Annotated in this window: 19 protein-coding genes; 9 read left to right on the top strand and 10 right to left on the bottom strand. The window is 69.6% G+C overall.

Annotation, left to right across the window (positions count from 1 at the left end):
* Positions 1–40: 40 nt before the first annotated feature.
* The 7 genes from HNV26_RS17430 to HNV26_RS17400 form a co-directional block, all read right to left on the bottom strand.
* Positions 41–2,692 (bottom strand): LPS-assembly protein LptD, encoded by a 2,652-nt coding sequence (locus tag HNV26_RS17430; RefSeq protein WP_171443399.1) that lies wholly within the window; start codon positions 2,690–2,692, stop codon positions 41–43.
* Positions 2,693–2,739: 47 nt separating this feature from the next.
* Positions 2,740–4,236, bottom strand: coding sequence for an AMIN domain-containing protein (locus HNV26_RS17425; protein WP_171443400.1), 1,497 nt, complete (start codon positions 4,234–4,236; stop codon positions 2,740–2,742).
* An 18-nt stretch (positions 4,237–4,254) separates the two neighbouring features.
* On the bottom strand, positions 4,255–5,529 hold the full coding sequence (locus HNV26_RS17420) for an alpha/beta hydrolase (RefSeq protein WP_171443401.1): 1,275 nt from the start codon (positions 5,527–5,529) through the stop codon (positions 4,255–4,257).
* Between the two features lie 9 nt (positions 5,530–5,538).
* The gene (locus HNV26_RS17415) at positions 5,539–6,771 is read right to left on the bottom strand and encodes a bifunctional folylpolyglutamate synthase/dihydrofolate synthase (RefSeq protein WP_171443402.1); all 1,233 of its coding nucleotides are present in this window, start codon (positions 6,769–6,771) and stop codon (positions 5,539–5,541) included.
* A 71-nt stretch (positions 6,772–6,842) separates the two neighbouring features.
* The gene (accD, locus tag HNV26_RS17410) at positions 6,843–7,694 is read right to left on the bottom strand and encodes an acetyl-CoA carboxylase, carboxyltransferase subunit beta (RefSeq protein ID WP_090489023.1); all 852 of its coding nucleotides are present in this window, start codon (positions 7,692–7,694) and stop codon (positions 6,843–6,845) included.
* Positions 7,695–7,756: 62 nt separating this feature from the next.
* The gene (locus tag HNV26_RS17405; protein WP_011552771.1) at positions 7,757–8,512 is read right to left on the bottom strand and encodes an MBL fold metallo-hydrolase; all 756 of its coding nucleotides are present in this window, start codon (positions 8,510–8,512) and stop codon (positions 7,757–7,759) included.
* Position 8,513: 1 nt separating this feature from the next.
* Positions 8,514–9,164 (bottom strand): Crp/Fnr family transcriptional regulator, encoded by a 651-nt coding sequence (locus HNV26_RS17400; protein ID WP_140862022.1) that lies wholly within the window; start codon positions 9,162–9,164, stop codon positions 8,514–8,516.
* 120 nt (positions 9,165–9,284) lie between these two features.
* Between HNV26_RS17400 and purM the strand changes: the two genes are divergently transcribed.
* Genes purM through HNV26_RS17385 form a run of 3 tightly spaced genes read left to right on the top strand, consistent with a single transcriptional unit; the run spans position 9,285 to position 11,661 of the window.
* Positions 9,285–10,322: a phosphoribosylformylglycinamidine cyclo-ligase gene (purM, locus tag HNV26_RS17395; protein ID WP_011552769.1), complete on the top strand. Its 1,038-nt coding sequence runs from the start codon at positions 9,285–9,287 to the stop codon at positions 10,320–10,322.
* A complete protein-coding gene (gene purN, locus HNV26_RS17390; protein ID WP_171443403.1) occupies positions 10,319–10,993 on the top strand; it encodes a phosphoribosylglycinamide formyltransferase in 675 nt (224 codons plus the stop codon). Before purM ends, purN begins: the two co-directional genes overlap by 4 nt.
* The gene (locus HNV26_RS17385; protein ID WP_366816890.1) at positions 10,990–11,661 is read left to right on the top strand and encodes a 2-thiouracil desulfurase family protein; all 672 of its coding nucleotides are present in this window, start codon (positions 10,990–10,992) and stop codon (positions 11,659–11,661) included. The genes purN and HNV26_RS17385 overlap by 4 nt, the downstream gene beginning before the upstream one ends.
* Positions 11,662–11,670: 9 nt before the next feature.
* Here the strand turns inward: HNV26_RS17385 and HNV26_RS17380 are convergent, their stop codons facing one another.
* Positions 11,671–12,753, bottom strand: coding sequence for an enoyl-CoA hydratase/isomerase family protein (locus tag HNV26_RS17380; protein WP_171443404.1), 1,083 nt, complete (start codon positions 12,751–12,753; stop codon positions 11,671–11,673).
* Between the two features lie 80 nt (positions 12,754–12,833).
* Here HNV26_RS17380 and HNV26_RS17375 point away from each other — a divergent pair, with 80 nt between their 5' ends.
* The 4 genes from HNV26_RS17375 (at position 12,834) to HNV26_RS17360 (ending at position 16,878) form a co-directional block, all read left to right on the top strand.
* Entirely contained in the window at positions 12,834–13,523 is a 690-nt protein-coding gene (locus tag HNV26_RS17375; RefSeq protein WP_171443405.1) for an HAD family hydrolase, read from the top strand.
* A 72-nt stretch (positions 13,524–13,595) separates the two neighbouring features.
* Positions 13,596–15,125, top strand: coding sequence for an NAD(P)/FAD-dependent oxidoreductase (locus HNV26_RS17370; RefSeq protein ID WP_171443406.1), 1,530 nt, complete (start codon positions 13,596–13,598; stop codon positions 15,123–15,125).
* Positions 15,126–15,227: 102 nt separating this feature from the next.
* The gene (gene rpmB / locus HNV26_RS17365; protein WP_011552763.1) at positions 15,228–15,419 is read left to right on the top strand and encodes a 50S ribosomal protein L28; all 192 of its coding nucleotides are present in this window, start codon (positions 15,228–15,230) and stop codon (positions 15,417–15,419) included.
* Positions 15,420–15,759: 340 nt separating this feature from the next.
* Complete coding sequence (locus HNV26_RS17360; protein WP_171443407.1) at positions 15,760–16,878, top strand: GTP-binding protein; 1,119 nt, start codon at positions 15,760–15,762, stop codon at positions 16,876–16,878.
* 12 nt (positions 16,879–16,890) lie between these two features.
* Here HNV26_RS17360 and HNV26_RS17355 read toward each other — a convergent pair whose 3' ends face one another.
* Positions 16,891–17,976, bottom strand: coding sequence for a DUF4388 domain-containing protein (locus HNV26_RS17355; RefSeq protein WP_171443408.1), 1,086 nt, complete (start codon positions 17,974–17,976; stop codon positions 16,891–16,893).
* A 32-nt stretch (positions 17,977–18,008) separates the two neighbouring features.
* On the opposite strand from HNV26_RS17355, the gene HNV26_RS17350 reads away from it, so the two are divergent.
* Both HNV26_RS17350 and HNV26_RS17345 read left to right on the top strand, forming a co-directional pair.
* Positions 18,009–18,944, top strand: coding sequence for a metalloenzyme (locus HNV26_RS17350; RefSeq protein WP_171452834.1), 936 nt, complete (start codon positions 18,009–18,011; stop codon positions 18,942–18,944).
* The gene (locus tag HNV26_RS17345; protein ID WP_171444885.1) at positions 18,941–19,846 is read left to right on the top strand and encodes a DUF6055 domain-containing protein; all 906 of its coding nucleotides are present in this window, start codon (positions 18,941–18,943) and stop codon (positions 19,844–19,846) included. Before HNV26_RS17350 ends, HNV26_RS17345 begins: the two co-directional genes overlap by 4 nt.
* 28 nt (positions 19,847–19,874) lie before the next feature.
* Here HNV26_RS17345 and HNV26_RS17340 read toward each other — a convergent pair whose 3' ends face one another.
* The gene (locus HNV26_RS17340; RefSeq protein WP_171444886.1) at positions 19,875–21,650 is read right to left on the bottom strand and encodes a TldD/PmbA family protein; all 1,776 of its coding nucleotides are present in this window, start codon (positions 21,648–21,650) and stop codon (positions 19,875–19,877) included.
* Positions 21,651–21,655 lie beyond the last annotated feature (5 nt).

Here is a 21,655-nt window from a genome sequence, read left to right as displayed (position 1 = left end):
TTTCGGGGTTAGAGGAACCACCACCCACCGCTGGTGATTCCTAGCCTCCGGAACCAAAGGATCCGAAATCCGCCACAATGAGGTTGATGCCGGAGAATTCCAGCCCCAGCTCTCGCCGCAGCGTCACCACCCCTTCTACCCGCCAGCAGTCACATGCAGGCCCATACGAGAGGCCGAATGTCTGCTGAGCAAGAGGGCGATTTTCTTGAGTTACTAGATCCTGGTAAAGCGGTTGCACAATTGCTTCGTACCGCACTCCCAGCCCAAATCCGAGCTTCAAACGCGTACCCGCGATGAGGGCTTGAGCCCGTTCGGCTGGAGGGAAGCCGGGCTCTACTCGGGATAGTCCGCCTACCAAGGTATCCAGCGAGCGGCGGAGCACATCAGGCCCCACGGAACGGGGATCCGCGCCGCGGTTGAGCGCATCTCCCCCGGTCCACAGCAGGTCATCGAAGCGCGCGTACACGGCGTGCCCCTTGCCGTTGTCGACATTCACCTCCGCGGAGAGCCCGGAGATGCGGCCCGCGTTGGGGTCGTAGCGAACGGTGCCCGCGGCCGTGAAGATTCCGGCGGTGGCGCTGAGGCGGGCGAAGGTGTCGCGCAGCACGGACCCCGGGTCGTCCACCTTCCCCGCCGCGGGCACGTGTCGGGTGAGGTCGAAGCCCTGTCCAATGCGCAGGCGCAGCGGCTCGCGGATGTCGTTACCGCGCTTGAACCGCAGCGTCTGGTCCACGGCGAGCACCGCGTGGAGGAAGCCCCGGGTGCGGCCGTCGCTCTGGAACGGCACCGCGGCGTCCACTTCGTCATAGGGGCGAGCCAGGTCCTCCCCGGAGCCCCCGGCCGAGGGAAGCCGGCCCCACCCGCCCGGCACGTAGCGCAGCTCCAGCGAAGGGGTGATGGCATGGCGGAAGCTCGTCTCACGTCCTTCGAAGACGCGCGCCACCTGGCTTTCGAGCAGCAGCCCAGCGATGGGGTAGCCCCTCTGCCACGTCCGGCCCGACACCTCGCCCAGCCACACGTCCTGGCGCATCCCCAGCGAGGGAGACACGCGCATCAGACTGCCCAGAGCGAAGGACGTCGACAGGCGGGGGAAGAAGTCCACGCGGTCGCGGGCTTCGCGGTCGTTCGCATTGAAGACGCCGTCGGACTGCGCGGTGTCCGCGGGAAACGGCCACCCGGCGGAGCCGAACGGGACATGGAACCCGTCGGCCCGGAAGATGCCGTCGATGCCCTCGTCGCCGTACCCGCCTCGCAGGGGCGCGAGCCGCAGATACTGCACCGACAGGCCCCCCATGATTCCGCCCAGCACGGGCCGCTCCGGAAGGGCCAGGGTGATGGCCGGCAAGCGTTGGAACGTGGTGGGGCCCTTCAGGTCCGGGCGCGAAGGGTCCGTCGCCGCCGGGATGCGGTTGTCCTGGAAGAAGCGGTACCCCCACCGGATGTCCTGGCGCAGCGCCACGTCGAGGCCCGCATAGAGGTCGTCCTGACGCTGGAACACCGTGCCCGTGCTGCGCAGGTAGGTGAACTCGCGGGTGACGAGGTCCGCCGTGAGGTCGCGGGTGTAGTTGCCGTCCGAAACGAACGAGGCGTCGACCCGGTTGTGCCACCCTCCCCCCATGTCCTGGGTGTGTTGCCAGGACGCCTCGCCCCGGAGTCCCCGGCGCTCGTCGACGAACTCAGTCGTGGCAATACCGTCCACCGTCCGCCGAAAGAACGCGCCGGAGCGAGGGTCTCGGATGGGCCGGAAGTCGTAGAGGAACCCCAGCGTGGCCCGCCCTCGGGTCCGCTCGCTGGGCGCATAGCGAAACTCGGTGAGCAGCCGGGGTCCTTTCACGCCCAGGTAGCGAGGCTCACGAACATCCTCGTCCAGGCCGGTAGCGCCATTGCGCACCCGGTGAACTTCGTCCGTGCCGCCGCTGAAGTACCCCGGCGTGAGCGTCACGTCGTAGCTCTGCCCCAGCGTGATGAAGAGGGGCTGCTCCAGGGAGAAGCCATTGAGCGAGGAGAAGGTGGGCTTGGGCAGCAGCAGGCCCGTGCGCCGTTGGGACAGCGGCATGTAGAGCCACGGCAGCGCGAACACGGGCACGGACTTCACGTACACCACGGGCAGCGTCATCGTGGCGCGCTCGCCCAGGACGACGGTGGCCGACGAGGCCTCCATGCGCCAGCCGGGCTCACCCGGGCTGCAGTTGCACGGTGTGAAGGCCAGGTCCTCCACGAGGAAGGTGTTCTCCCCCGTCCGGCGGATGCGCGAGCCGCTCATGAGGAGGGGCGTCTCCCCCATGGCCCGCAGCTCCTGGGGCGTCTTCGCCGTGAACAGGGCCTCCTGGGTGACGCCCTGCTTCTGCATGAAGAGGCCGCCCTCGAGGTTCGCCTCGTAGGTGCGCACATCCATCTTCGCGGTGTCGGCGACCGCGGCCAGGCCGCTGGGCCCCACGAACATCACGCCGCCCGAGGCGGTGACGAGCTGGTTCACCTCGTCGTACGTCACCTCGTCGGCGCGCAGCTGCATCGTCTCCGTGCGCAGCACGGCGTTGCCGCGCGCGGTGACGACCTTCGTGTCCGCTTGATAGACGACCAGGTCCGCAGCCAGCTGCGCCGTCTCACCGTTGGGCAGAGCCAACGGGGTGGCGAGTGGCACCTGCGAGGTGGAGACCAGCAGCGCGGCGGCGAGCGGAACGAGGAAGCTCATTCAGGGGTGCAGGGTATGCCGCGCCCAGGCCGAGCGGCCCGCCCTTTTCACCGGCCTGTACGCTGGAAGTCCAATGAAATGACGTTGCCCTCCTGGCGGGCCTGGAATGGCGCGGACTGGCGGAGCTGGATGGTGATGCGCACATCCCGCCCGGACGCGCTCGGATCCACCCGGAGCACCGGCGTCGCGAAGTAGGACGTGTCCAGCGGCAGCGTGTTGTTGCTGGAATCCACGCGGGTGTTCTCCAGCTCCAGCACCACGGAGCGGCCCCGCTCCGACACGGAGTAGCTGACCGGCTCGTTGGTGCGGATGAACACGCGCGAGACGCCCGACTGCTGCTGGAACCCCACCAGCGTCAGCGTCTTGCGACGCGAGGACACCGCGGCCTCCGAGCCGGAGCTGCTCGGCCGAGAGGGCTCCGCCGCTTGATTCTGGCGGCTCTCCCGAGACGCACGGGCCTCGGCCTGACGCTGACGGCGCTCCTCGGCGGCGGCCTCTTGCTGGGCCCGGCGCTCCTCCGCCGCGGCCTGCGCGGCGGCACGACGCTCCTCGGCGGCGGACTGCTGAGCGGCCTTCCGCTGCTCGGCCTCGGCCCGGGCCGCGGCCTTGCGTCGCTCCTGCTCCTCGGCGGCGGCCTGCTGCTGGGCCCGGCGCTCGTCGGCGGCGGACTGCGCGGACGCGCGCGCGGCCTCCTCCTGGCGACGCTTCTCCTCCGCAGCGGCCTGCGCGGACGCCTTCGCCGACTCTTCCTGGCGCCGCTTCTCGTCGGCGGCGGACTGCGCCGAGGCACGCGAAGCCTCCTCCTGGCGCTTGCGCTCCGCCTCGGCCCGAGCCTGCTCCTCCTGCTGGCGCTCAGCGGCGGCCCGAGCCTCCTCCTGGCGCCTCGCCTCGGCCTCCGCGTCACGCTTCGCGGCGGCGGCGGCTTCGGCGGCGGCCCGCTCCTGAGCCTCACGCTCGGCGCGAGCCGCGGCGGCGGCATCCGCGGCGGCCTTCTCCTGGGCCTGACGCTCCGCCGCGGCGGCAGCGGCGGCATCCGCGGCGCTGCTTCCCGCCTGGGGCTGCTCGGTGCCCGGCGCCTGCGCCACGGCCTGACCTCCGCCGCCCGCGACGCGGACGACGAGCTGGTTGCCATGGGTCTGGATGTCCGACTCCACCTCGCGCTCGTAGCCGATGAGCACTCGGGCGATGGATGACGCCTCGGAGCCGTAGCTGGCGGTGCGGATGGCCGTCACCGTGCCGTTGCCCACCTGAATCTCCTCGGGCACGTCGGAGAAGACGGCTTCGGAGATGTCGATGACGAGCCGCGGCGGGTCCGTCATGGTGAACGTGGTGAAGTTGGCCTTCTGCGAGCCGGAGATGGTCACCGTCCCACCGTTCACCTGCACCGCGGTGATGGTGTTCAGGTCCGTGGCCGGCGCCTGCGCGAGCGCCACGAAGGGCACGAGCACCACACCAAGCAGCCACGCGGCAAACGGCTTCATCGACCACACCCCTTCACGTTGACAGAAGAGCGTGGAGGCTATCACGCACCAGCGTGCCTCCAACTTTCCGTCCAGACGCGTCTAGCGGAGCCGCGGAAGGCTCGGCGAGCGATACCGGTGGGTCCGCGCGTACTCGATGAGGTTCTTGATGTCGTAGCAGATCTGCCGGATGTCATGCCCCATCGTCAGTTCGATGTGGCTATTCCCCTTCACCGGACGCCAGAGCAGATACTCACTCTTGGCGGCGCGATACACGCTGCGCGTCGACTCCAGCGAGGCCAGCGGGTCCAGGTCCCCGAAGATGATGGCCATGGGCACCTCGATGCGACCGAAGCCCCGCTTGAAGTCGAAGCCGGTGCGGTAGCAGACCATCTCTCCCCGGCGAATCCACCGCGCGAACTGCTCCAGCACCCGGCGCGGCTCCCGCTCGCCACCTTCGCGGAGCAACCAGCGGATGTCATCCGCGCTCACCCGCTCCGGATTGATGAGACGGTTCAAGCGCGTGGTGAGCTGTTGATACAGCGGCGAGTCCTCGGCCTTCGCGAGCTGGCGCTCCAGCGTCTTGAGGATGATGTCCACCGGCACCGCGTCGAAGCGCAGCGTCCGCCGCGCGCGCGGTGACAGCCGGCGTCCCAGGCCCTTGTTCAACACGCCCACGCCCCGCGCGAGCAGCGAGCGCCCCGCCCCCTCCACCCTGCTGCCCACGTTGAGGCCGGCGAGCGTCAGGTCAATCATCCCGGCCAGCATGGGCGCGCCGTGCGCCAGCAGGCGCAGCAACATGAAGCCGCGTCCCAGGTCCGCCGGGGAGCCGATGGTGATGAGGCCTTCGAAGTCATTGTGGATGCCGGCGTAGCCATAGCCCAGCATCCCGCCCATGGAGTGGCCGCAATAGAAGATGCGCTCGCGCCGGGTGATGCGCTTCACGCCGGAGACGGCCGCTGGCAGGTCGTAGAGGAAGTAGCTGTCGATATCCCAGCCGTAGTCGAGGTCCGGCGGCAGGGGGCGCTTGAAGCGCTCGGCGCGCTCCTTCTGGAACGCGATGGAGCTCTTGCCGTGGCCACGCAGCTCCAGGATGTGGATGTCCACCCCGAAGAAGAGCAGGTTCTTGACGAACTGCCCGCTGGTCCAGGTGTGCCGGTTCTGTGAGAAACCGTGCACCAGCAGCAGGGGCTCACCAAACAACGGTTGCGGAAAAGGCTGCTTCACAGGACGGTAGCGGGTGATGACCAGCGACCAGCCGTCCGCCGTCTCCACGACGTACTTCGTCTTCGAGTAAAGCGCCCTGAAATCGACTTCGTCGATGGAGGGGATGGGTGGCCCCGATGTCGCGGCGGCTCTCCAGTCCGGCAGGCGCATGTCTTGAATCTACGGCGGCTGATGCATCGCGCCAAGGTTTCGATACATGCGAGCCTTCATCATCCCGACAAGGAACAGTGAACCTGTACAAAGGACGAGGTCATTCGCGGCTGCCCGCTTGCGCGCCGCGGCAAGGGCCGCGTCCGCGTCCGGCCAGGCAGTCACGTCCGCGCACAGCGCGCGCGCCTCTGCCAGGTAGGCCTCGGGAGCCAACGAGCGAGGCGTCTCCAAAGGCGTGAGCTGCACCGAGGCACACTCGGGCAACAGCGCTCGCATCATCGGTCCCCGGTCCTTGTCCCCCACCACGCCGAAGACGAGGTGGAGGCGACGCCCCGGGTAGAGGTCCTTCAGCGACGCGAGCAGCACCTCCACGCCCGCCGGGTTGTGAGCGCCGTCCAGCAGGAGGATGGGCTGCTGCCCCACCTCCTCCAGGCGCCCCGGCCAGCACGCCGACGCCAGGCCCGCACGCGCGGCCTCGGGCGGCACGGTGACGCCGCGCTCCTGCAAGGCCTCCAGGCAGGCGAGCGCCACCGCCGCGTTCTGCCGCTGATGAGGCCCTCGCAGCGCGACGGAAAGCCCATCCAGGGACCAGGTCGCCCCGCGGTACGACAGGCCGCCATCTGGCTGACGCTCGCCCGTGAAGTCACGCCCCTCCAGCCGCACCGGGGCTCCGACCTGCTCGGCCTTGCGGAGGATGGCTTCCAATGCCTCCGGGGCCTGCCGCGCGACGACACACGGCACGCCGGGCTTGAGGATGCCCGCCTTCTCGCCGGCGATGGCCGCCAGCGTGTCGCCCAGATACTCCATGTGGTCGAAGGACACGGGGGTGATCGCCGTCACCACCGGGCTGGAGGCGGTGGTGGCGTCCAGCCGGCCGCCCAGGCCCGTCTCCAGCACGGCCACGTCCACGCGCACCTGGGCGAAGTGCCATAGGGCGACGACGGTGCCGAACTCGAAGTACGTCATGGGAGAGGACACGGCGCTGGGGTAGCGCTCCAACACCTCCAGGATGCGCAGGCCGAAGTCCGCGTCGGAGATGTCCTCGCTGTCCACGCGAATGCGCTCGTTGACGCGCACCAGGTGGGGAGACGTGTAGAGCCCCACGCGGTGCCCGGCGGCATGGAGCGACGCCGCCGTCATGGCACACGTGCTGCCCTTCCCGTTCGTCCCGGCGACGTGGAGCGCCGGATACCGCCGCTCCGGGTGGCCCAGCGCGGCCAGGGCCTCCTGCACGCGCTCCAACCCCAACTTGATGCCGGAGGGGTTGAGCTTCGTGAAGAAGGCCAGCGCCTCCTCCGGTGTCCGAGGCGCGCTCAGCCCAGCAACCCCAGGATCTGGCCCAGCTTCGCGCGCAGGTCCTTGCGGTGGACGATGGCGTCGATCATCCCATGGTCCAGCAGGAACTCGGAGCGCTGGAAGCCCTCCGGCAGCTTCTGGCGGATGGTCTGCTCGATGACGCGCGGGCCGGCGAACCCGATGAGGGCCTTGGGCTCGGCGAGGATGACGTCGCCCAGCCACGAGAAGGAGGCGGCGACGCCGCCCGTGGTGGGGTTGAGCAGCACGGAGATGTACGGCCGCGTGCCGGTGCGGAAGCGGGCGATGGCCGCCGACGTCTTGGCCATCTGCATGAGGGAGAAGATGCCCTCCTGCATGCGCGCGCCGCCCGACGCGGAGAAGACGATGGCGGAGCACTTCAGCTCATGCGCGCGCTCGAAGACGCGGGCCACCTTCTCGCCCACGACCGAGCCCATGGAGCCGCCCATGAACTCGAAGACGAAGCAGCCCACCGACACCTGGTGGCCCTGGATGCGGCCCACGCCGGAGATGAAGGCATCCGGCTCGCCCAGGTTCTTCCGGGTGGACTTCAGGCGGTCCTTGTACTTCTTCGAGTCACTGAACCCGAGCGGGTCCTGCGGCTCCAGCTCCTTGTCGAACTCCTCGAAGCTGTCGGGGTCCAGCAGCGCCGCCAGCCGCGCGCGAGCCGCCCAGTAGTGGTGGTGCTCGCAGTGCGGACACACCATCCAGTTCTTCTCCAGCTCCTGGCGGTAGATGATTTCGTCGCACGTCTCGCACTTCGCCCAGAGCCCCTCCATGCGGGACGGACGGGGCTCGGCTTGCGGTTCGGTGTCGACGGCGATGCGCGGCTTCTTCGAGAACCAGGCCATGGGGTGGGCGGGGTTAATCCGGCCGCTTTCGGCCGTCAACCCTTCCGTATGGCGCGACGCGTCTACAGCTCGAAGGTATCGCCCAGCTCCAGCACTTCCACCGGCAGCTCGGCCAGCTCCTTCTTGAGCTGCGACACGAAGGCGGGCTTGAGGTGATACAGCAGCACCGAGGCGCCGTTGCGCTCGAACTTCTGGAGTTCCAGGCTCAGCGTGTGCGGCGTGAGGTGGCCGGAGATGTCGGCCAGCGACTGGAGCTTGTTGGGGAAGGACGTCTCCAGCAGCAGCGCCTTGAGGTTCTTCGTCTCGTTCAGCGCCTTCCACAGCTTGTCCGTGGGGCCGGTGTCGCCGCTCATCGCCAGGGCGCTCTTGCCGTTGGAGATGATGAAGCCGCACGACTCCACGGGGTGGCTCACCGGCACGCTCCGCACGGTGTAGGGGCCCACCTGGAAGCTGCTGCCCGCCCGGAACGTCTTGATCTGCAGCACGGGCTTGCGCTTCGTCGGGATGCGGGTGAAGTCCGGCCAGAGCGCGTTGTTGAACATGTTGTCGCGCAGGGCTCGGGCGCACTCGCGCGAGGCGTAGATGGTGACCGGGGTGTCGCGCCGGCCGATGACCAGGTCCGCCATCAGCGGCAGGTCCTTCACATGGTCGAAGTGACTGTGCCCCACCAGGACGTGGTCCACGCGGCACAGCTCATCCAGCGACAACGTCCCCGTGAGCGCCCCCGCATCGAGCGCCAGCACGTCATCGACGAGGAAGCAGGTGCTCTTGCAGTTGGGTAGCTCGCCGCCGTGGCAGCCGAGGACTCGCAGCTTCACGCTAGAGGTCTCCGAACTTCCACTTCATCTCCAGGTATTGGAGGAAGTCGTGCAGCCTGGCCGTGTCCGGCACGGTCATCCGGTCCCCGTTCCGCTCGACCAGACCGGAACGCTCCAGCCGGTCCACCACGGCGCGGACCGCGGGCTCGCCCACACCAATCTGGCGCGGCAGTTCCCGCACCGCGAAGTCGATCTCCACGCCCTCGTCCAGGGGACGACCCCGGCTCTGGCAGGCCTGGATGATCTGGTGCACCACCCGGCTGGCCGGGTCGTTGTGCAGCAGGTTCTCGATCTGGGCGTCCGCCTCGGAGAGGCGTTCCGCCAGCTTCTTGATCATCCGGACGGCGATCTCCGCATTGCCGCGGATCATCCCCTCGAACGTCTTGGGGTCGATGACCAGCAGCCTCGCGTCCTCGTTGACCGTGGCCGAGGCATTGCGCGGCTTGTTGGAGATGATGGCCATCTCCCCGAAGAACTCACCGGGACCCAGGACGGCGAGAACCTTCTCGACGTCACGGACCCGCTTGGAGATGGCCACCCGTCCTGCCTGGATGACGAACATCTCCTTGCCGGCTTCTCCCTCGCGGAAGAGCTCGGTGCCCTGGGGGAACTCCTTGCCGAAACGTTGAAAGAGGGTTTCCTCGGCGCCCATCCTGCAAAGGAGTCAATCAGCCCACACTCGCCCGGTCAAATTCCCTTTTCTGTGCGCGCCGGTGGGACAGCCGCCACGCCACGCGAGACACCGGCGCGAGGGCCGGGTAGAAGGCCGCCCGTGGGAACGACCTACAAGCAGTCTGGAGTAGACATCGAGGCCGGCGACGCGTTCGTCGAGCGCATCAAGCCCCATGCCGCGCGCACCATGCGCCCTGAAGTCATGGGCGGAGTGGGTGGATTCGGCGGTCTGTTCGCCCTGCCGCCAGGCAAGTACCAGCAGCCGGTGCTGGTGGCCGGCACGGACGGCGTGGGCACCAAGCTGAAGGTGGCCTTCGCCGCTGGACGCCATGGGACGGTGGGCATCGACCTGGTGGCCATGTCGGTGAACGACATCCTCACCTGCGGCGCCGAGCCCCTCTTCTTCCTCGACTACTTCGCCACCGGGCGCCTGGAGGTCGACGACGCCGCCGAGGTGGTGAAGGGCATCGCCCTGGGCTGCGAGCAGGCCGGGTGCGCGCTGCTCGGCGGCGAGACGGCGGAGATGCCGGGCTTCTACGCGCGCGGCGAATACGACCTCGCGGGCTTCTGCGTGGGCGTGGTGGAGCGCGCGGCCATCATCGACGGCAAGAGCGTGAAGCCGGGTGACGCGCTCATCGGACTCCCCTCCTCTGGCCTGCACAGCAACGGCTATTCGCTGGCGCGCAAGGTGCTGCTGGACGACGGCAAGCTGGCCCTGGACGCGACGCCCGAGGGCCTGGACCGTCCGCTCGTGGACGCGCTGCTGGAGCCCACGCGCATCTACGTGAAGGACGTGCTGGCGCTGCTCCAGGCGGTGAAGGTGAAGGGCCTGGCGCACATCACCGGCAGCGGCATTCCGGGCAACCTGCCCCGCTGCCTGCCGGACGGCACTCGCGCGGTGCTGAGTGAGCAGACCTGGCCCAAGCCGCCCATCTTCGACCTCATCGCGAAGCTGGGGAGCGTGGCCCGCGACGAGATGTTCAACACGTTCAACATGGGCCTGGGGCTCATCCTCGTCGTGGCGAAGGAAGACGTCGCCCAGGCGCTGAGCGTGCTGAGCGGCCGGGGCGTGCAGGCCTTCGAGGTCGGCCGCGTGGAAGCGGGCCAGGGCGAGGCCACGGCGGTCATCGACCCATGAGCGGCCAGCGGGTCCGCCTGGGGGTGCTCGTATCCGGCAGCGGGAGCAACCTCCAGGCGCTGCTGGACGCCTGTGCGCAGGAGGACTTTCCCGCCGAGGTGGCCTGCGTGGTGTCCAACGTCTCCACGGCGTTCGCGCTGGAGCGGGCGCGCAAGGCGGGCGTGACGGCCAAGGTGGTGGACCACAAGGCCCACGCGACGAAGACGGACTTCGAGAAGGCCCTGCTGGACACGCTGCGCGCGGCGAACGTGGAGTGGGTGTGCCTCGCGGGGTTCATGCGCTTGTTGAGCGCGGACTTCCTGGGCCACTACGCGGGGCGGGTGCTGAACATCCACCCGTCGCTGCTGCCCGCCTTCCCGGGCCTGCATGCGCAGCGACAGGCGCTGGAGCGGGGCGTGAAGGTGGCCGGGTGCACGGTACACTTCGTGGACGCGGGCACCGACACGGGGCCCATCATCGCGCAGGTGGCCGTGCCGGTGCTGCCGGATGACGACGAGAAGGCCCTGAGCGCGCGAATCCTCGCGGAGGAGCACCGGCTCTACCCGCTGGCCGTGCGGCTCGCCGTGACGGGCAAGGTGACGCTGGACGCGGCCCGCACGCGAGTGGAGGCGCGGGCCACGGTGGGCGAACTGGCGCTTCGGAATCCCGGCGCGACGGTCGACCCGGCGTGAGCGGACCGAAGACATTCGACCAGGAGCCGGAGCGCCCCAGCGCCGCGCCAGGGGATGACGGCGACGTTCAGCCACTGGAGGCCGCTTTGGTGCCGACCAACGACGGGGTGGTCGCTGGCGAGCGGCAGTTCACCGGGCCCCGGGGAGGCCCTTCGTCCCCACGAGACGAACAAGGCTCAACCGCCCTGCCCTCGCAGGCCGAACGAGTCGCCGCGCTCCAGGAAGCCCGCGTGGTGCTGGTCAGTGCCTGCCTCTTGGGCGAGGCGTGTCGGTACGACGGCCGCTCCCAACGCTCCGAGCGCGTCCTCGCGGCGCTGGCGGACAAGGACGTCGTCCCCGTGTGCCCGGAAGTGGCCTCGGGCCTGCCCGTGCCGCGCCCTCCCGTCGACCTGCGAGGAGGCACCGGTGTCGACGTCTGGGCTGGGCGCGCAGTCGCAGTGGAGCGCGCCGCGGGCACCGACCGGACGGAGGCCTTCCAACAGGGCGCCCGGCTCGCGCTCGAAGCGGCACGACGCTTCGGCGCGACGGTGGCGCTGCTGAAGGAGAAGAGCCCGTCGTGCGGCAGCCAGCGAGTCTACGAGTCCGGCCAGCTCCGCGCGGGCGAAGGCATCACCACTGCGCTACTCCGCGCGAAGGGCGTCACCGTCCTCAGCGACGAGGACCTCTAGCCACAGTCCCTACCCGCGCGCGGGCACCTTCCACGTGTCGTGAGGCAGCGGCGCGAAGAGCGCCTCCACCATGTCTTCGGTGACTTCCGCCAGCGTGGAGGGCCGCCAGTGCGGCTTGTTGTCCTTGTCCACGAGCACCGCGCGGATGCCCTCACGGAAGTCCGGCCGCGCCGTCATCGACTGGCTGAGCCGGTACTCCACGTTGGCCATCTCGTCGTAGTCGCGGGTGCGCCCCATCCGGAGTTGGCGCAGCGTCACCTTCAAGCTGGCCGGGCACCTGTGAAGCAACGTGGCCCACGTCTCCTGGGCCCACGACGTGCCCTCCAGCTCCAGCGCCTGCTGGATGTCGTCCACGCGCTCGGCCGCGAAGCACCGGTCGATGGCGGCGCGCTGCACCCCGAGTGGCGACGTGCCCGCGTCCGCGTGGAGGCCGGCCAGCACCGTGTCCACCACCGTGCTCGCGGCGCCGGTGCCCCAGGGCGCCCCCACCAACGCGTCCAGTACCGCCTCCAGCCGCGCGGACTCCACGTGGTGCGTGGCGTAGCCCAGCCACATCGCGTCCGCCGCGCCGCACCGGGCCCCCGTGAGGCCCAGGTACGTGCCCGACTCACCTGGGAAGCGCGGCAGGAACCAGCCGCCGCCCACATCCGGGAAGAGCCCGATGGCCGTCTCCGGCATGGCCAGCACCAGCTTCTCGGTGACGACCCGATGGGTGCCGTGAATCGACAGGCCCAGCCCGCCGCCCATGCAGACCCCGTCCACCAGCGCGATGAACGGCTTGCCGAAATAGTGGATGCGGTGGTTCAGCCCGTACTCGGCGCGGAAGAACTCGCGCGACAGCCGCTCCTTCTCGTCGACGGACGCGTCCCCCACCGACAGCGCCACCGCGCGTACGTCTCCGCCCGCGCAGAAGGCCCGGCCGCCAGCCCCCCGGATGACCACGGCCTGGATGGACGGGTCCGCCGCCCAGGCGTCGAGCGCCGGGTGCAGCTTGCGGCACATGCCCAGGGTCAGCGCGTTCAGGGCCTTGGGCCGGTTCAGGGTCACCACGCCTACCGCGCCACGCGTCTCGAGCAGAAGGTCGTCCATCATGGCGCCGGGGATATCAGGCGGGCAGCCCCTTGGGTGGATTCATTGGCCCACCTCGGGGACAGACGCGCTATGGGGAACGCATGACCTCCGCACTGGCGCCCCTGCGTGCCGTCGTCTTCGACATGGACGGCACCCTCGTCGACAACATGCAGTTCCACAACGAGGCCTGGGTCTCGTTCGCCCAGAAGCGGGGCTTGCCGCTGACCGCGAACGACTTCCAGAGCCGCTTCGCCGGCAGGAAGAACGAGGAGATCATCCCCGAGCTGCTCGGCCGCCCGGTGGCCCCGGACGAAGTGGAGCGCATCGCCGAGGAGAAGGAAAACCACTACCGGACCCTGTACCGGCCGCACCTGAAGCTGCACCGGGGCGCGGCGGCCTTCATCCAGCGCCTGAAGGAGGCCCACGTCCCGGCGGCCATCGCCACCGCGGCGCCCCAGGGCAACCGCGAGCTGGTGCTGGACGGGCTCGGCCTCCGTCCCCTCTTCGCGAGCATCGTCGGCGCCGAACAGGTGACGCGCGGCAAGCCCGCCCCGGACATCTTCCTGGCCGCCGCCAGGGCGCTGGGCGTGGCCCCCACCGAGTGCCTCGCCTTCGAGGACGCCGTCCTGGGCATCATGTCCGCCCGCGAGGCAGGCATGACGGTGGTGGGATTGACCACCGCCGCGCCGGAAGCCGACCTCCGCGCGGCCGGCGCGCACTGGGTGGTCCAGGACTTCACCCAGCTGCCCCCTGCGCTGGAGCAGCGCCTCTTCAGCGCCCAGGCCCGCTGATCCGCCCTCCGCGGGCGCGCCGTGGTGAAAAGGGCGCCAGCGGCGAGCACGTTGTGTAGTGTTGCCCGCCTCATGGCGACGTCCTCTGCCAAGCTCAAGCTTCCCGCCGGGCCGTCCCGGCATGTCTACGACGTCATCGTGCTCGGCAGTCAGCTGGGCGGTGCGCTCGCGGCGGCCCTCCTGGCGAAGCGCAACCACCGCGTCCTGCTGGTGGAGCACGACGGCATGGGGCCCGGTTACGAGCACGGCGGTTACGTGCTCCCCTATGCCCCCTTCGTCGCTCCGCCGCTCAAGGCCATGCCCGCGGTGGAGGAGGCCCTCACGGAGCTGGGCCTCAACGCCAACGTCCAGCGCACGCTGCGGCCCCACGCGCCGGAGCTGCAGCTCCTCATGCCTCGCAGCCGCCTGGACCTCCATGGCGATGCCGCCCGCCGCAAGGCCGAGGTGACGCGGGAGCTGGGCGAGGAAGGCGAGTCCCTCTTGGGCGCCCTGGCCGGCGCCGCCGCGCAGCACGAAGCCAGTGATGCCTTCTTCAAGGCGGGCCCCGCCCTGCCACCGGACGGCTTCTTCGAGGGCTGGGGCCTGAAGAAGCTCATCAGGGCCCATCCCGGCCTGGAGACGCCGCCCCGCCTCGCGGGAGACAGCGCTTCGGTGTCCCTGGTGCGGGGGCTATTGCCCTTCGTCACCCACCTGGACCGTCCAGAGGCGCCCCTGGCGCTGACTCGGGCCATGTCCCAGGTGCTGTCGGCGCCTTCCTACTTCCCCGGGGGCCATGAGGGCCTGCGCGAGCTGCTCGCCCGCCGCGTGGCGGAGCTGGGCGGAGACGTGCTCGGGCGCGACAACCCGACGGGCTTCATCGTGGAGGAGCTGGCCTTCGACGGCAGCAAGTTCGCGGGCATGAAGCTGATGCGCTCGGACACCATGTACCGCGCGTCCTGCCTGGTGGCGGCCACGGACGCGGGCGCGCTGCGGCGGCTGGTGACGGACAAGAAGCACCACCGCGGCTTGCTGGAGCACCTGGACCAGTCCAACACCAAGGCGCTGCTCTTCACCGTGAACTGGGTGGTGCCGGAGTCGGCGCTGCCCCGCGGCCTGGGCGAACTGGCCCTGCTGGACACGGGGGACGCGGAGCTGGGGCCCGTGCTGATCCAGGTCCACCCCGCGCGCGCGGCGCCGGCGCACGGCGGCAAGGAGGCCAAGGCGACGGAAGGGCTGCGCGTGGTGTGCGCGGGCGCCTTCGTCCCGGCCTCGGCGCGGGATCTGGGCGAGGAGCACCTCCAGGGCCTCGCGACGCGCATCGATGAGCACCTGGACGCGCTGATGCCCTTCACGGCCCAGTACCGCGTGCTGCGCTCGGCCCCCTACCTGGACGCCAGCGGAGTCCGTGGCAGCCGGCTGATGCCGCACCCCTTGTTCAGCTTCGAGTCGGAAGCCATCCTGGGCGTCACGGGTTTGACTCAGCGCACGCCGGCCAAGAACATCCTGCTCGCCAACCGCGAAGTCCTCCCCGGGTTGGGGCTGGAAGGCGAGCTGCTCGCGGGCATCCGGGCCGCACGGCTGGTGCAGGATATGTTGAAGAAGAAGGATCCGCTCAAGGGCTGATCCTGGATCTAAGGCTGGATTTCCAGGCCGTTATCTGGCAGGTTCCGCCGCTCTTTTATTCGGCAGGCGTCCAACGCCCCAGTTTTCAAGGAGTTAGAGGTCATGGCGTGGAAGTGTGACTTGTGTGGCAAGCGTCCGCTGGTGGGTAACAACGTCAGCCACGCGAACAACAAGACCAAGAAGCGGACCCTGCCGAATCTCCAGAAGATCCGGGCCAGCGTTCAGGGCAGCACCCAGCGCGTTCTCGCGTGCACCCGCTGCATCAAGGCGGGCAAGGTGACGAAGGCCGCTTGAGGTTCTCTCGCTCGAGGGAGGGCATGACGCGCGTCTCACCAGCGCGACTGCCCCCCACGAGCGGTTTCATTCCGTGCGGACGCCGCATCCCTGCTTGGCTTTCGAGCAGCGCGGTGGTTCGCCGGTGGCATGACGTATTGGCCGCCATTCGTGCGGTTCGTACCGTATTCCTCTTCAGGGAAGCGGTGTGAGCCGTCGCGGACGCCTTGCGGGTACGCATCCTGGCGAGCCTGTCTTGAGCCCGTGGCCTCACCCCCAGCGCTGAACCTCGCGGACCTGGGGTGAATGTCTCGCCGTCAACTGGCGCGAGGTGTCCAGTCGTTCTAGGTAAGCTGACACCGTGAGCAGCGTCAATCTGATGGCCCGTGAAGTGGCCGCGAAAATCGTTTTCTACGGACCGGGCCTTTCCGGGAAGACGACCTCGCTGAGGAAGATCTACGAGACTGTCCGCCCCGCACACCGCGGCGAGATGATGTCCATCGCCACGGAGGGGGACCGGACGCTCTTCTTCGACTTCCTCCCCGTGAAGGTGGAGCGCGTGGGCGACTGCTCCGTGCGACTGGCGCTCTACACCGTGCCGGGCCAGGTCTTCTACAACGCCACCCGCAAGCTGGTGCTCCAGGGCGCCGACGGTGTGGTCTTCGTGGCGGACTCGCAGCCGGAGGCCATGGACGCCAACCGCGAGTCCCTGGCCAACCTGGAGGAGAACCTCTTCGAGCACGGCATCCGCCTGGACCGCTTCCCACTGGTGATGCAGTGGAACAAGCGGGACCTGGACGGCGTGCTGCCGGTGGAGGTGCTCCGCAAGGAGCTCAACCCCCGAGGCGTCCCGGAGCTGGAGACGTCCGCCGCCAATGGCCGTGGGGTGCTCGACACGCTCAAGGCCATCACCCGGCTGGTCATCAAGGACCTGCGCGCCAAGCGCATCGTCCCGCCGCCCCGCCCCACCGCGAGCGCACAGCCCGCGGGCCTGGAGGCCCAGCTCACCCAGCACCTGCAGCACCGGCAGCAGCCCGGCGCCGTCGCGTCCCAGCCGGTGCAGGGGGGCGGCCCGGTGCCTCGCGTGGCCCCGGTGGCCGTCATGCCGCCTCCGCGTGTGGAGCCGACGCCCATCCCCGCGCCCCAGCCCGGACCGAAGCTGCTGGGCGCCGCCAGCGCCCTGGCGCCGGGCGACATGTTCGACCATGCTCGCGCCGCCGAGGCCGCGTTCATGACGGGGGACTACGCCACCTGCGTCACCGCCTGCACCGACGCCATCCGGCGCGCGCTGGCCTTCGCGGGCGAGGGCTCCCTGGGGCAGCAGGCCTTCCTGCTCCGCGTGGACGGCGCCGACCTGCTCCGGCTCCAGGGGCTGGCCACGCAGCAGCACCTGCGCGTGGACGACGCCGCCTTCTCCCTGTACGTGATGATGCAGGTCTTCATCCGCCTCAACGCGGTGGGCCTGCCCAACGGGGAGTAGCCTCCGCCCCGGTCAGCGCGGGAAGACGAGCTGCAGCAGCCCCATGCGCTGCAGCTTCGCCAGCGTCTTCAGCGTCTCCAGCTCTCGCGCTGGACTGGCCAGCACCAGCGTGGACACGTCCCAGGTGCCATTCACCAGCCCGGCAATCTGCCGCTCCTCGGGCTTGAGCAGCGCCTGCCCCTGCGGGTCGTGAATCATGACGGGCACCATCAGGGGCGGCATGTCCGAGTAGAGCGCCGCCACGTGCTCGCGCTGCACCAGCCGGGCGAATTCGCGCACGCGCCGGTCCGCCGGGTCGCTGGCCAGCAAGGACGCACAGACGATGCCCGCGGCGTCGTACTGGCCCTCGCGCATCAGCACCGCGCCCTTCTCCAACATCTCCGCCACCGGGTCCGCCTCCACCTGCGGCGCCCCGTCCACCTCCACCAGCTTCGACCGCAACAGCTCGTGCACGCGCCGCGTCACGGAGGAGCGGGACACGCCCATGGACAGGCGCAGCCGTCCCAGGTTCTGCGGCGACGTGCACAGCCCCAGGATGATCCGGTGCATCAGGGGCTGGCTCGGGCTCGGCGGCGCCAGCGCGCGCACGCTGAGCGCGTCGATGGGCAGCGCCTTGTCCACGTCGGGCTGCTCATCCACCCACCGGAGCGATTCGAAGAGCAGCTCGCGGATGCCCATGTCGGACGGCACCCAGTCCTCACCGGAGCGGTCCGCGTCCTCCGTCCAGTGGAAGGTGCCGCGACCGGCGATGGTCAGGTCCGTCATCGCGGCGAACAGCTCCTCACGGCCCAGGTCCCGAATCCACCGCGCCTGGATGCCGTGGATGTCGAACGCGGCGTCCACGTCCGGCGTGCGCGCCAGCTCGTCGAAGCCCGCCAGCACCTTCGTCCCCGACGCCAGCTTGGACAACGTGAGCAGCCGCGCGACGCGTCCACGCAGTCCTTCGGCGGCGGTGGCTCCCACCTGGCCGGAGAGAAGGAAGAGCTTGCGCTCGCCGGCCTCCCAGGAGAGCTGGAGCGTCCCCGTCTTGCGGGAGCTGTCCAGCCATTGAAGGAACTCGGGAAGCGGATAACTGAAGAGGTCACCGTGGAGGGCCATGCGTGTCGGATTCGAGGATACAGTCCCCAGCCGTGCGCGTCGCGCTCCTGTTCATCGATGGTGTGGGGATTGGCCGGAAGGACCCGGCCGTGAATCCGCTCGCCCACCGGGAACACCTGCTATCCCACTTCGAGGACGCCCCCAGCCCGCCCCTCCCCTACGGAGGCCGCTGCATCCCCACGGACACCACCTTCGGTGTCCCCGGCCGGCCCCAGTCCGCGTCCAATCAGACGGCCATCCTGACGGGAGACCCGGCCCCCGCCCTGCTGGGCCGCCACGTGCTCGGCTACCCCAACGCGCCGCTGCGGGGGTTGATGGCGGACCGCTCCATCATCCGGAGGCTGGGCGCGGCGGGCCGCACCGCCACCTTCGCCAACGCCTATCCCGCCCCCTACCTGGACGCGCTGGAGGTCCCCCGCCGGCCCAGCACCTCCCCACCCGAGCTCGTCCTGTCCCCGGAGTCGCGCCGCAAGGTGAAGCCCTCCGCCTCCAAGCTGGCCTTCGCCGCGGGGGGCATCCCCCTGCGGACGCTGGATGACGCCCGCGCCGGGGACGGGCTCACCCACGACATCACCGGCGCCAGCGCCCGTGCCTACGGACTGCCCGCGCCAGCGCGCACGCCCGAGGAGGCCGCCGCCGTGTTCTGGGCCATTGCTTCAGGCGCGGACTTCACCTTCTTCGAGCACTACCTGGCGGACGAGGCCGGCCACGCCCAGGACTGGATGGCCGCCCTGGCCGCGCTGGACGCGTTCGACGCCTTCACCCGCGCGTTGGTGGCCACGCGCCCCGCCGACGCCCGGGTGCTCGTCTGTAGCGACCATGGCAACGTGGAAGACCTCTCCACTCGGGGACACACGCTTCACCCCGTGCCCGTGCTCTACTTCGGCCCGCCCGCGCCCGAGGTGGAGTCCTTCTCCACCGTGGCCGATGTCGGACGCGCGGTGGTTCGCTGGTTGGGTGCGGAGTGAGTCAGGAGTCACCAGCAACGAAAGGCCGTCGCGGCAGTCCCGGCTGGGCAGCGGTGCTGCTCGGCCTGAGTCTGCTCACCGGCTGCTACGCCTCCCAGAGCGCCCGCGTGCTCGTCAGCAAGGGCACCGGCGCCGGCATCGACGTCGAATACCAACCGCGCGACACCGAAGCGGCCGTGCAGGTGAAGCTCGCCGTCGAGCGCGCCATTCCCCGCCTCCAGCGCTGGGGCACCTTCGACGACACCGTCACCATCGTCGTTCACCCCAACCACGCGGCGCTGGAGCGGGCCGCCAACCGCCCGGGGCATGACTTCCTCCGTGCCTGGGCGCGCTACGAGCAAATCGAGCTGCAGAGCCCTCGGACCTGGACGGCCCGAGGCGCCAGCCAGGGCCAGGTGGACGAACTGCTGCTGCACGAGCTCACCCACAGCCTGATGTACCAGGTGGCCTCGGACCGGCTCGGCTGGACACGCAAGCGGATTCCCCTCTGGTTCCGCGAAGGCATGGCCTCCTACACCGCCGAACAGGGCTACCGCGTCGCCAGCCTGGACGACCTGGAGCGCTACTGGCGCCAGCACCCCGACACCGACCCCTTGTCGCAAGCCGACGCGCTCTACCAGTCCGACAGCGGCGTCGTGTATGGCGCCGCCCACCACGCCTTCACCTTCCTGGCGCGCCGCTATGGCGAGGACACCATCCGGAAGGTGCTGCGCGGAATGAGCCAGGGCCCGGACTTCGACAGCGCCTTCCAGCGTGCCGTGGGCGTCACCCAGGAGCGCTTCCTCCAGGACTTCCGCCGGTACGTGCGCCTGCGCGGCTTCAAGGGCGCCAGGCAGCTCCACCCGGCGCGCCCCCGGCCTGCGGGCCCCATGCCTGTCGCCCCCTCACCTGCCCCGGAGTAAGGCGCGGCTGGGGCGCGGAGGCGCGCGGCTACGGCTTCGCCGCCGGGGATTCCAGCGCCGCCGGGCTGGTGAGAATCGGCGGGCGGTCCTTCCCCTCCATGGTGCGCTGGAGCTCCAGTTCCTGCAGCAGCATGGCCGGCGCCACGGTGGACACCGGGACGTTGCCACTCTCCGCGCCGCAGAAGCCGTTGAAGACGCCGGGCTTCTGCCCCGAGGCGAGGATGCGGTTCACCGCCGACAGCGGCGTGCCCACGATTTCCACGCCGCGCACCAGCGTCTCCTTCCCCGTCTTCACATCCACCCGGTACACCATGCGCGGCACGCCCTTGAAGGCCTGGTAGCCGTAGCCGGACGTGTTGGTGTTGCCCCCGGTGATGTCGCGGATGATAAGGCCAAACGGCTTGCCCTGACGCTTCGCCTCGGCAATCAGACGCTTCTTCAGCTCCGCGTCGCTCACGCCGTTCGTGCTCTCCACCATCAGGTTCGCCATGCGCGCCACCGGCTTCAGGTTGCCCTGGCTGCGGCCGTGGCCGTTCGACTGGAGGAAGCCCTCCACCGGCCGGCGCCCCTGGAGGTAGTTGCGCAGCACGCCCTTCTCCACCAGCGTCACCCGCTGGCCGCGCACGCCCTCCTCGTCGAAGAGGTAGTAGCCGTTGAGTGGCTCGTTCTGGAGCACGCGCCGCGTCGGGTCGTCGTGGATGGAGATGAACGACGGCAGCACCTGCTTGCCCACCTGGCCCTTGAACGTCTTGCCCTCGTTGTCACCTTCCTGCCGATCTCCCTCCAGCCGGTGCCCCACCGCTTCGTGGAAGAGCACCCCGGCCGCTTCCGGCGCGAGGATGGCGGGCCCCGTGTACGGGTCGATGGCGGGCGCCGCGCGCAGGGCCAGCAGCTCCTGGATGACGTCATCCGCCGCCTTGTTCAGGCGCGCCACGTCCGGCAGCCCCGCTTCGGTGGGCACATAGAAGTTGCGCGAGTTGTCCAGGAGCTGCCCGTCCGGCGCCCGGGTGACGGCGGAGACATGCAGGCCGTACAGCGTCTCCTCGGTGATGATGCGGCTGCCTTCCGAGGACACGAACAGCCGCGTCACCTTGTCCTTGGTGACGCGCACCTCCGAGTCGAACAGCTCCGGGTGCGCGTTGAAGCGCGCCGACACGTCGCGGGCCACCTTCACCCAGCGCTCGCGGTCGAACGGAGCCTCCACCGGCGGATCCACGTGCTTCACCGGCTTCTCGCGCGTGAAGGACGGCGGACGCTTCGGGTTCTCCACCGCGTAGACGTCCTCGCCCTTCTTCTTCAGGTACTGGAACAGCGCGGACTTGTACTTCTCATCGGTGATGAGCCACAGCGAGGTGCGCAGCGCCAGCGGCGAGTCGTCCAGCGGGCCTTCCTTGCGCGACACATAGCTGGTGCCCTTGGTCGAGAAGCTGAACTCCAGCCCCTCCGCCACCGAGCTGTCGAAGTCGTAGTCACCGACGCGCACGTCGACGTACAGCTTCCGCTCGCGGTAGCCGTCGTCCATGAACAGTGCCCCATAGCGCGCGGAGATCGCGTGCTGCTCGTAGTCCTTGAGCTGGTAGCTCATGAAATACGGGGGTTCGTGGTTCTGCATCTTCAGCTGCTGGTGGTTGCGCGCCAGCTCAGCGGACATCGCCTCGAGCAGCTTCACGCGCGCATCCGGCACGGGCGCCGCCGCCGTCAGCAGCGCCGAGAGTGCCAGCAGGGGAAACACGGTTCGAAGGAGGGATTGCACGGCCCCGACACTAGCCCATCCCTTCCACGATACGAGCAGCTCCACGCTCACGGATG

It is taken from the genome of Myxococcus xanthus (assembly GCF_013116825.1).
GTDB lineage: Bacteria > Myxococcota > Myxococcia > Myxococcales > Myxococcaceae > Myxococcus > Myxococcus xanthus_B.
Note: the sequence above shows the minus strand (reverse complement) of the source record. Positions and strands in the feature narration are given on the sequence as shown.

Bases quoted from the DNA above. Each gene is read 5' to 3' on its own strand.
- HNV26_RS17430 (WP_171443399.1), bottom strand. From the start codon at position 2,692: ATGAGCTTCCTCGTTCCGCTCGCCGCCGCGCTGCTGGTCTCCACCTCG.
- HNV26_RS17420 (WP_171443401.1), bottom strand. From the start codon at position 5,529: ATGCGCCTGCCGGACTGGAGAGCCGCCGCGACATCGGGGCCACCCATC.
- accD (WP_090489023.1), bottom strand. From the start codon at position 7,694: ATGGCCTGGTTCTCGAAGAAGCCGCGCATCGCCGTCGACACCGAACCG.
- HNV26_RS17400 (WP_140862022.1), bottom strand. From the start codon at position 9,164: ATGGGCGCCGAGGAAACCCTCTTTCAACGTTTCGGCAAGGAGTTCCCC.
- purN (WP_171443403.1), top strand. From the start codon at position 10,319: ATGAGCGGCCAGCGGGTCCGCCTGGGGGTGCTCGTATCCGGCAGCGGG.
- HNV26_RS17380 (WP_171443404.1), bottom strand. From the start codon at position 12,753: ATGATGGACGACCTTCTGCTCGAGACGCGTGGCGCGGTAGGCGTGGTG.
- HNV26_RS17375 (WP_171443405.1), top strand. From the start codon at position 12,834: ATGACCTCCGCACTGGCGCCCCTGCGTGCCGTCGTCTTCGACATGGAC.
- HNV26_RS17370 (WP_171443406.1), top strand. From the start codon at position 13,596: ATGGCGACGTCCTCTGCCAAGCTCAAGCTTCCCGCCGGGCCGTCCCGG.
- rpmB (WP_011552763.1), top strand. From the start codon at position 15,228: ATGGCGTGGAAGTGTGACTTGTGTGGCAAGCGTCCGCTGGTGGGTAAC.
- HNV26_RS17355 (WP_171443408.1), bottom strand. From the start codon at position 17,976: ATGGCCCTCCACGGTGACCTCTTCAGTTATCCGCTTCCCGAGTTCCTT.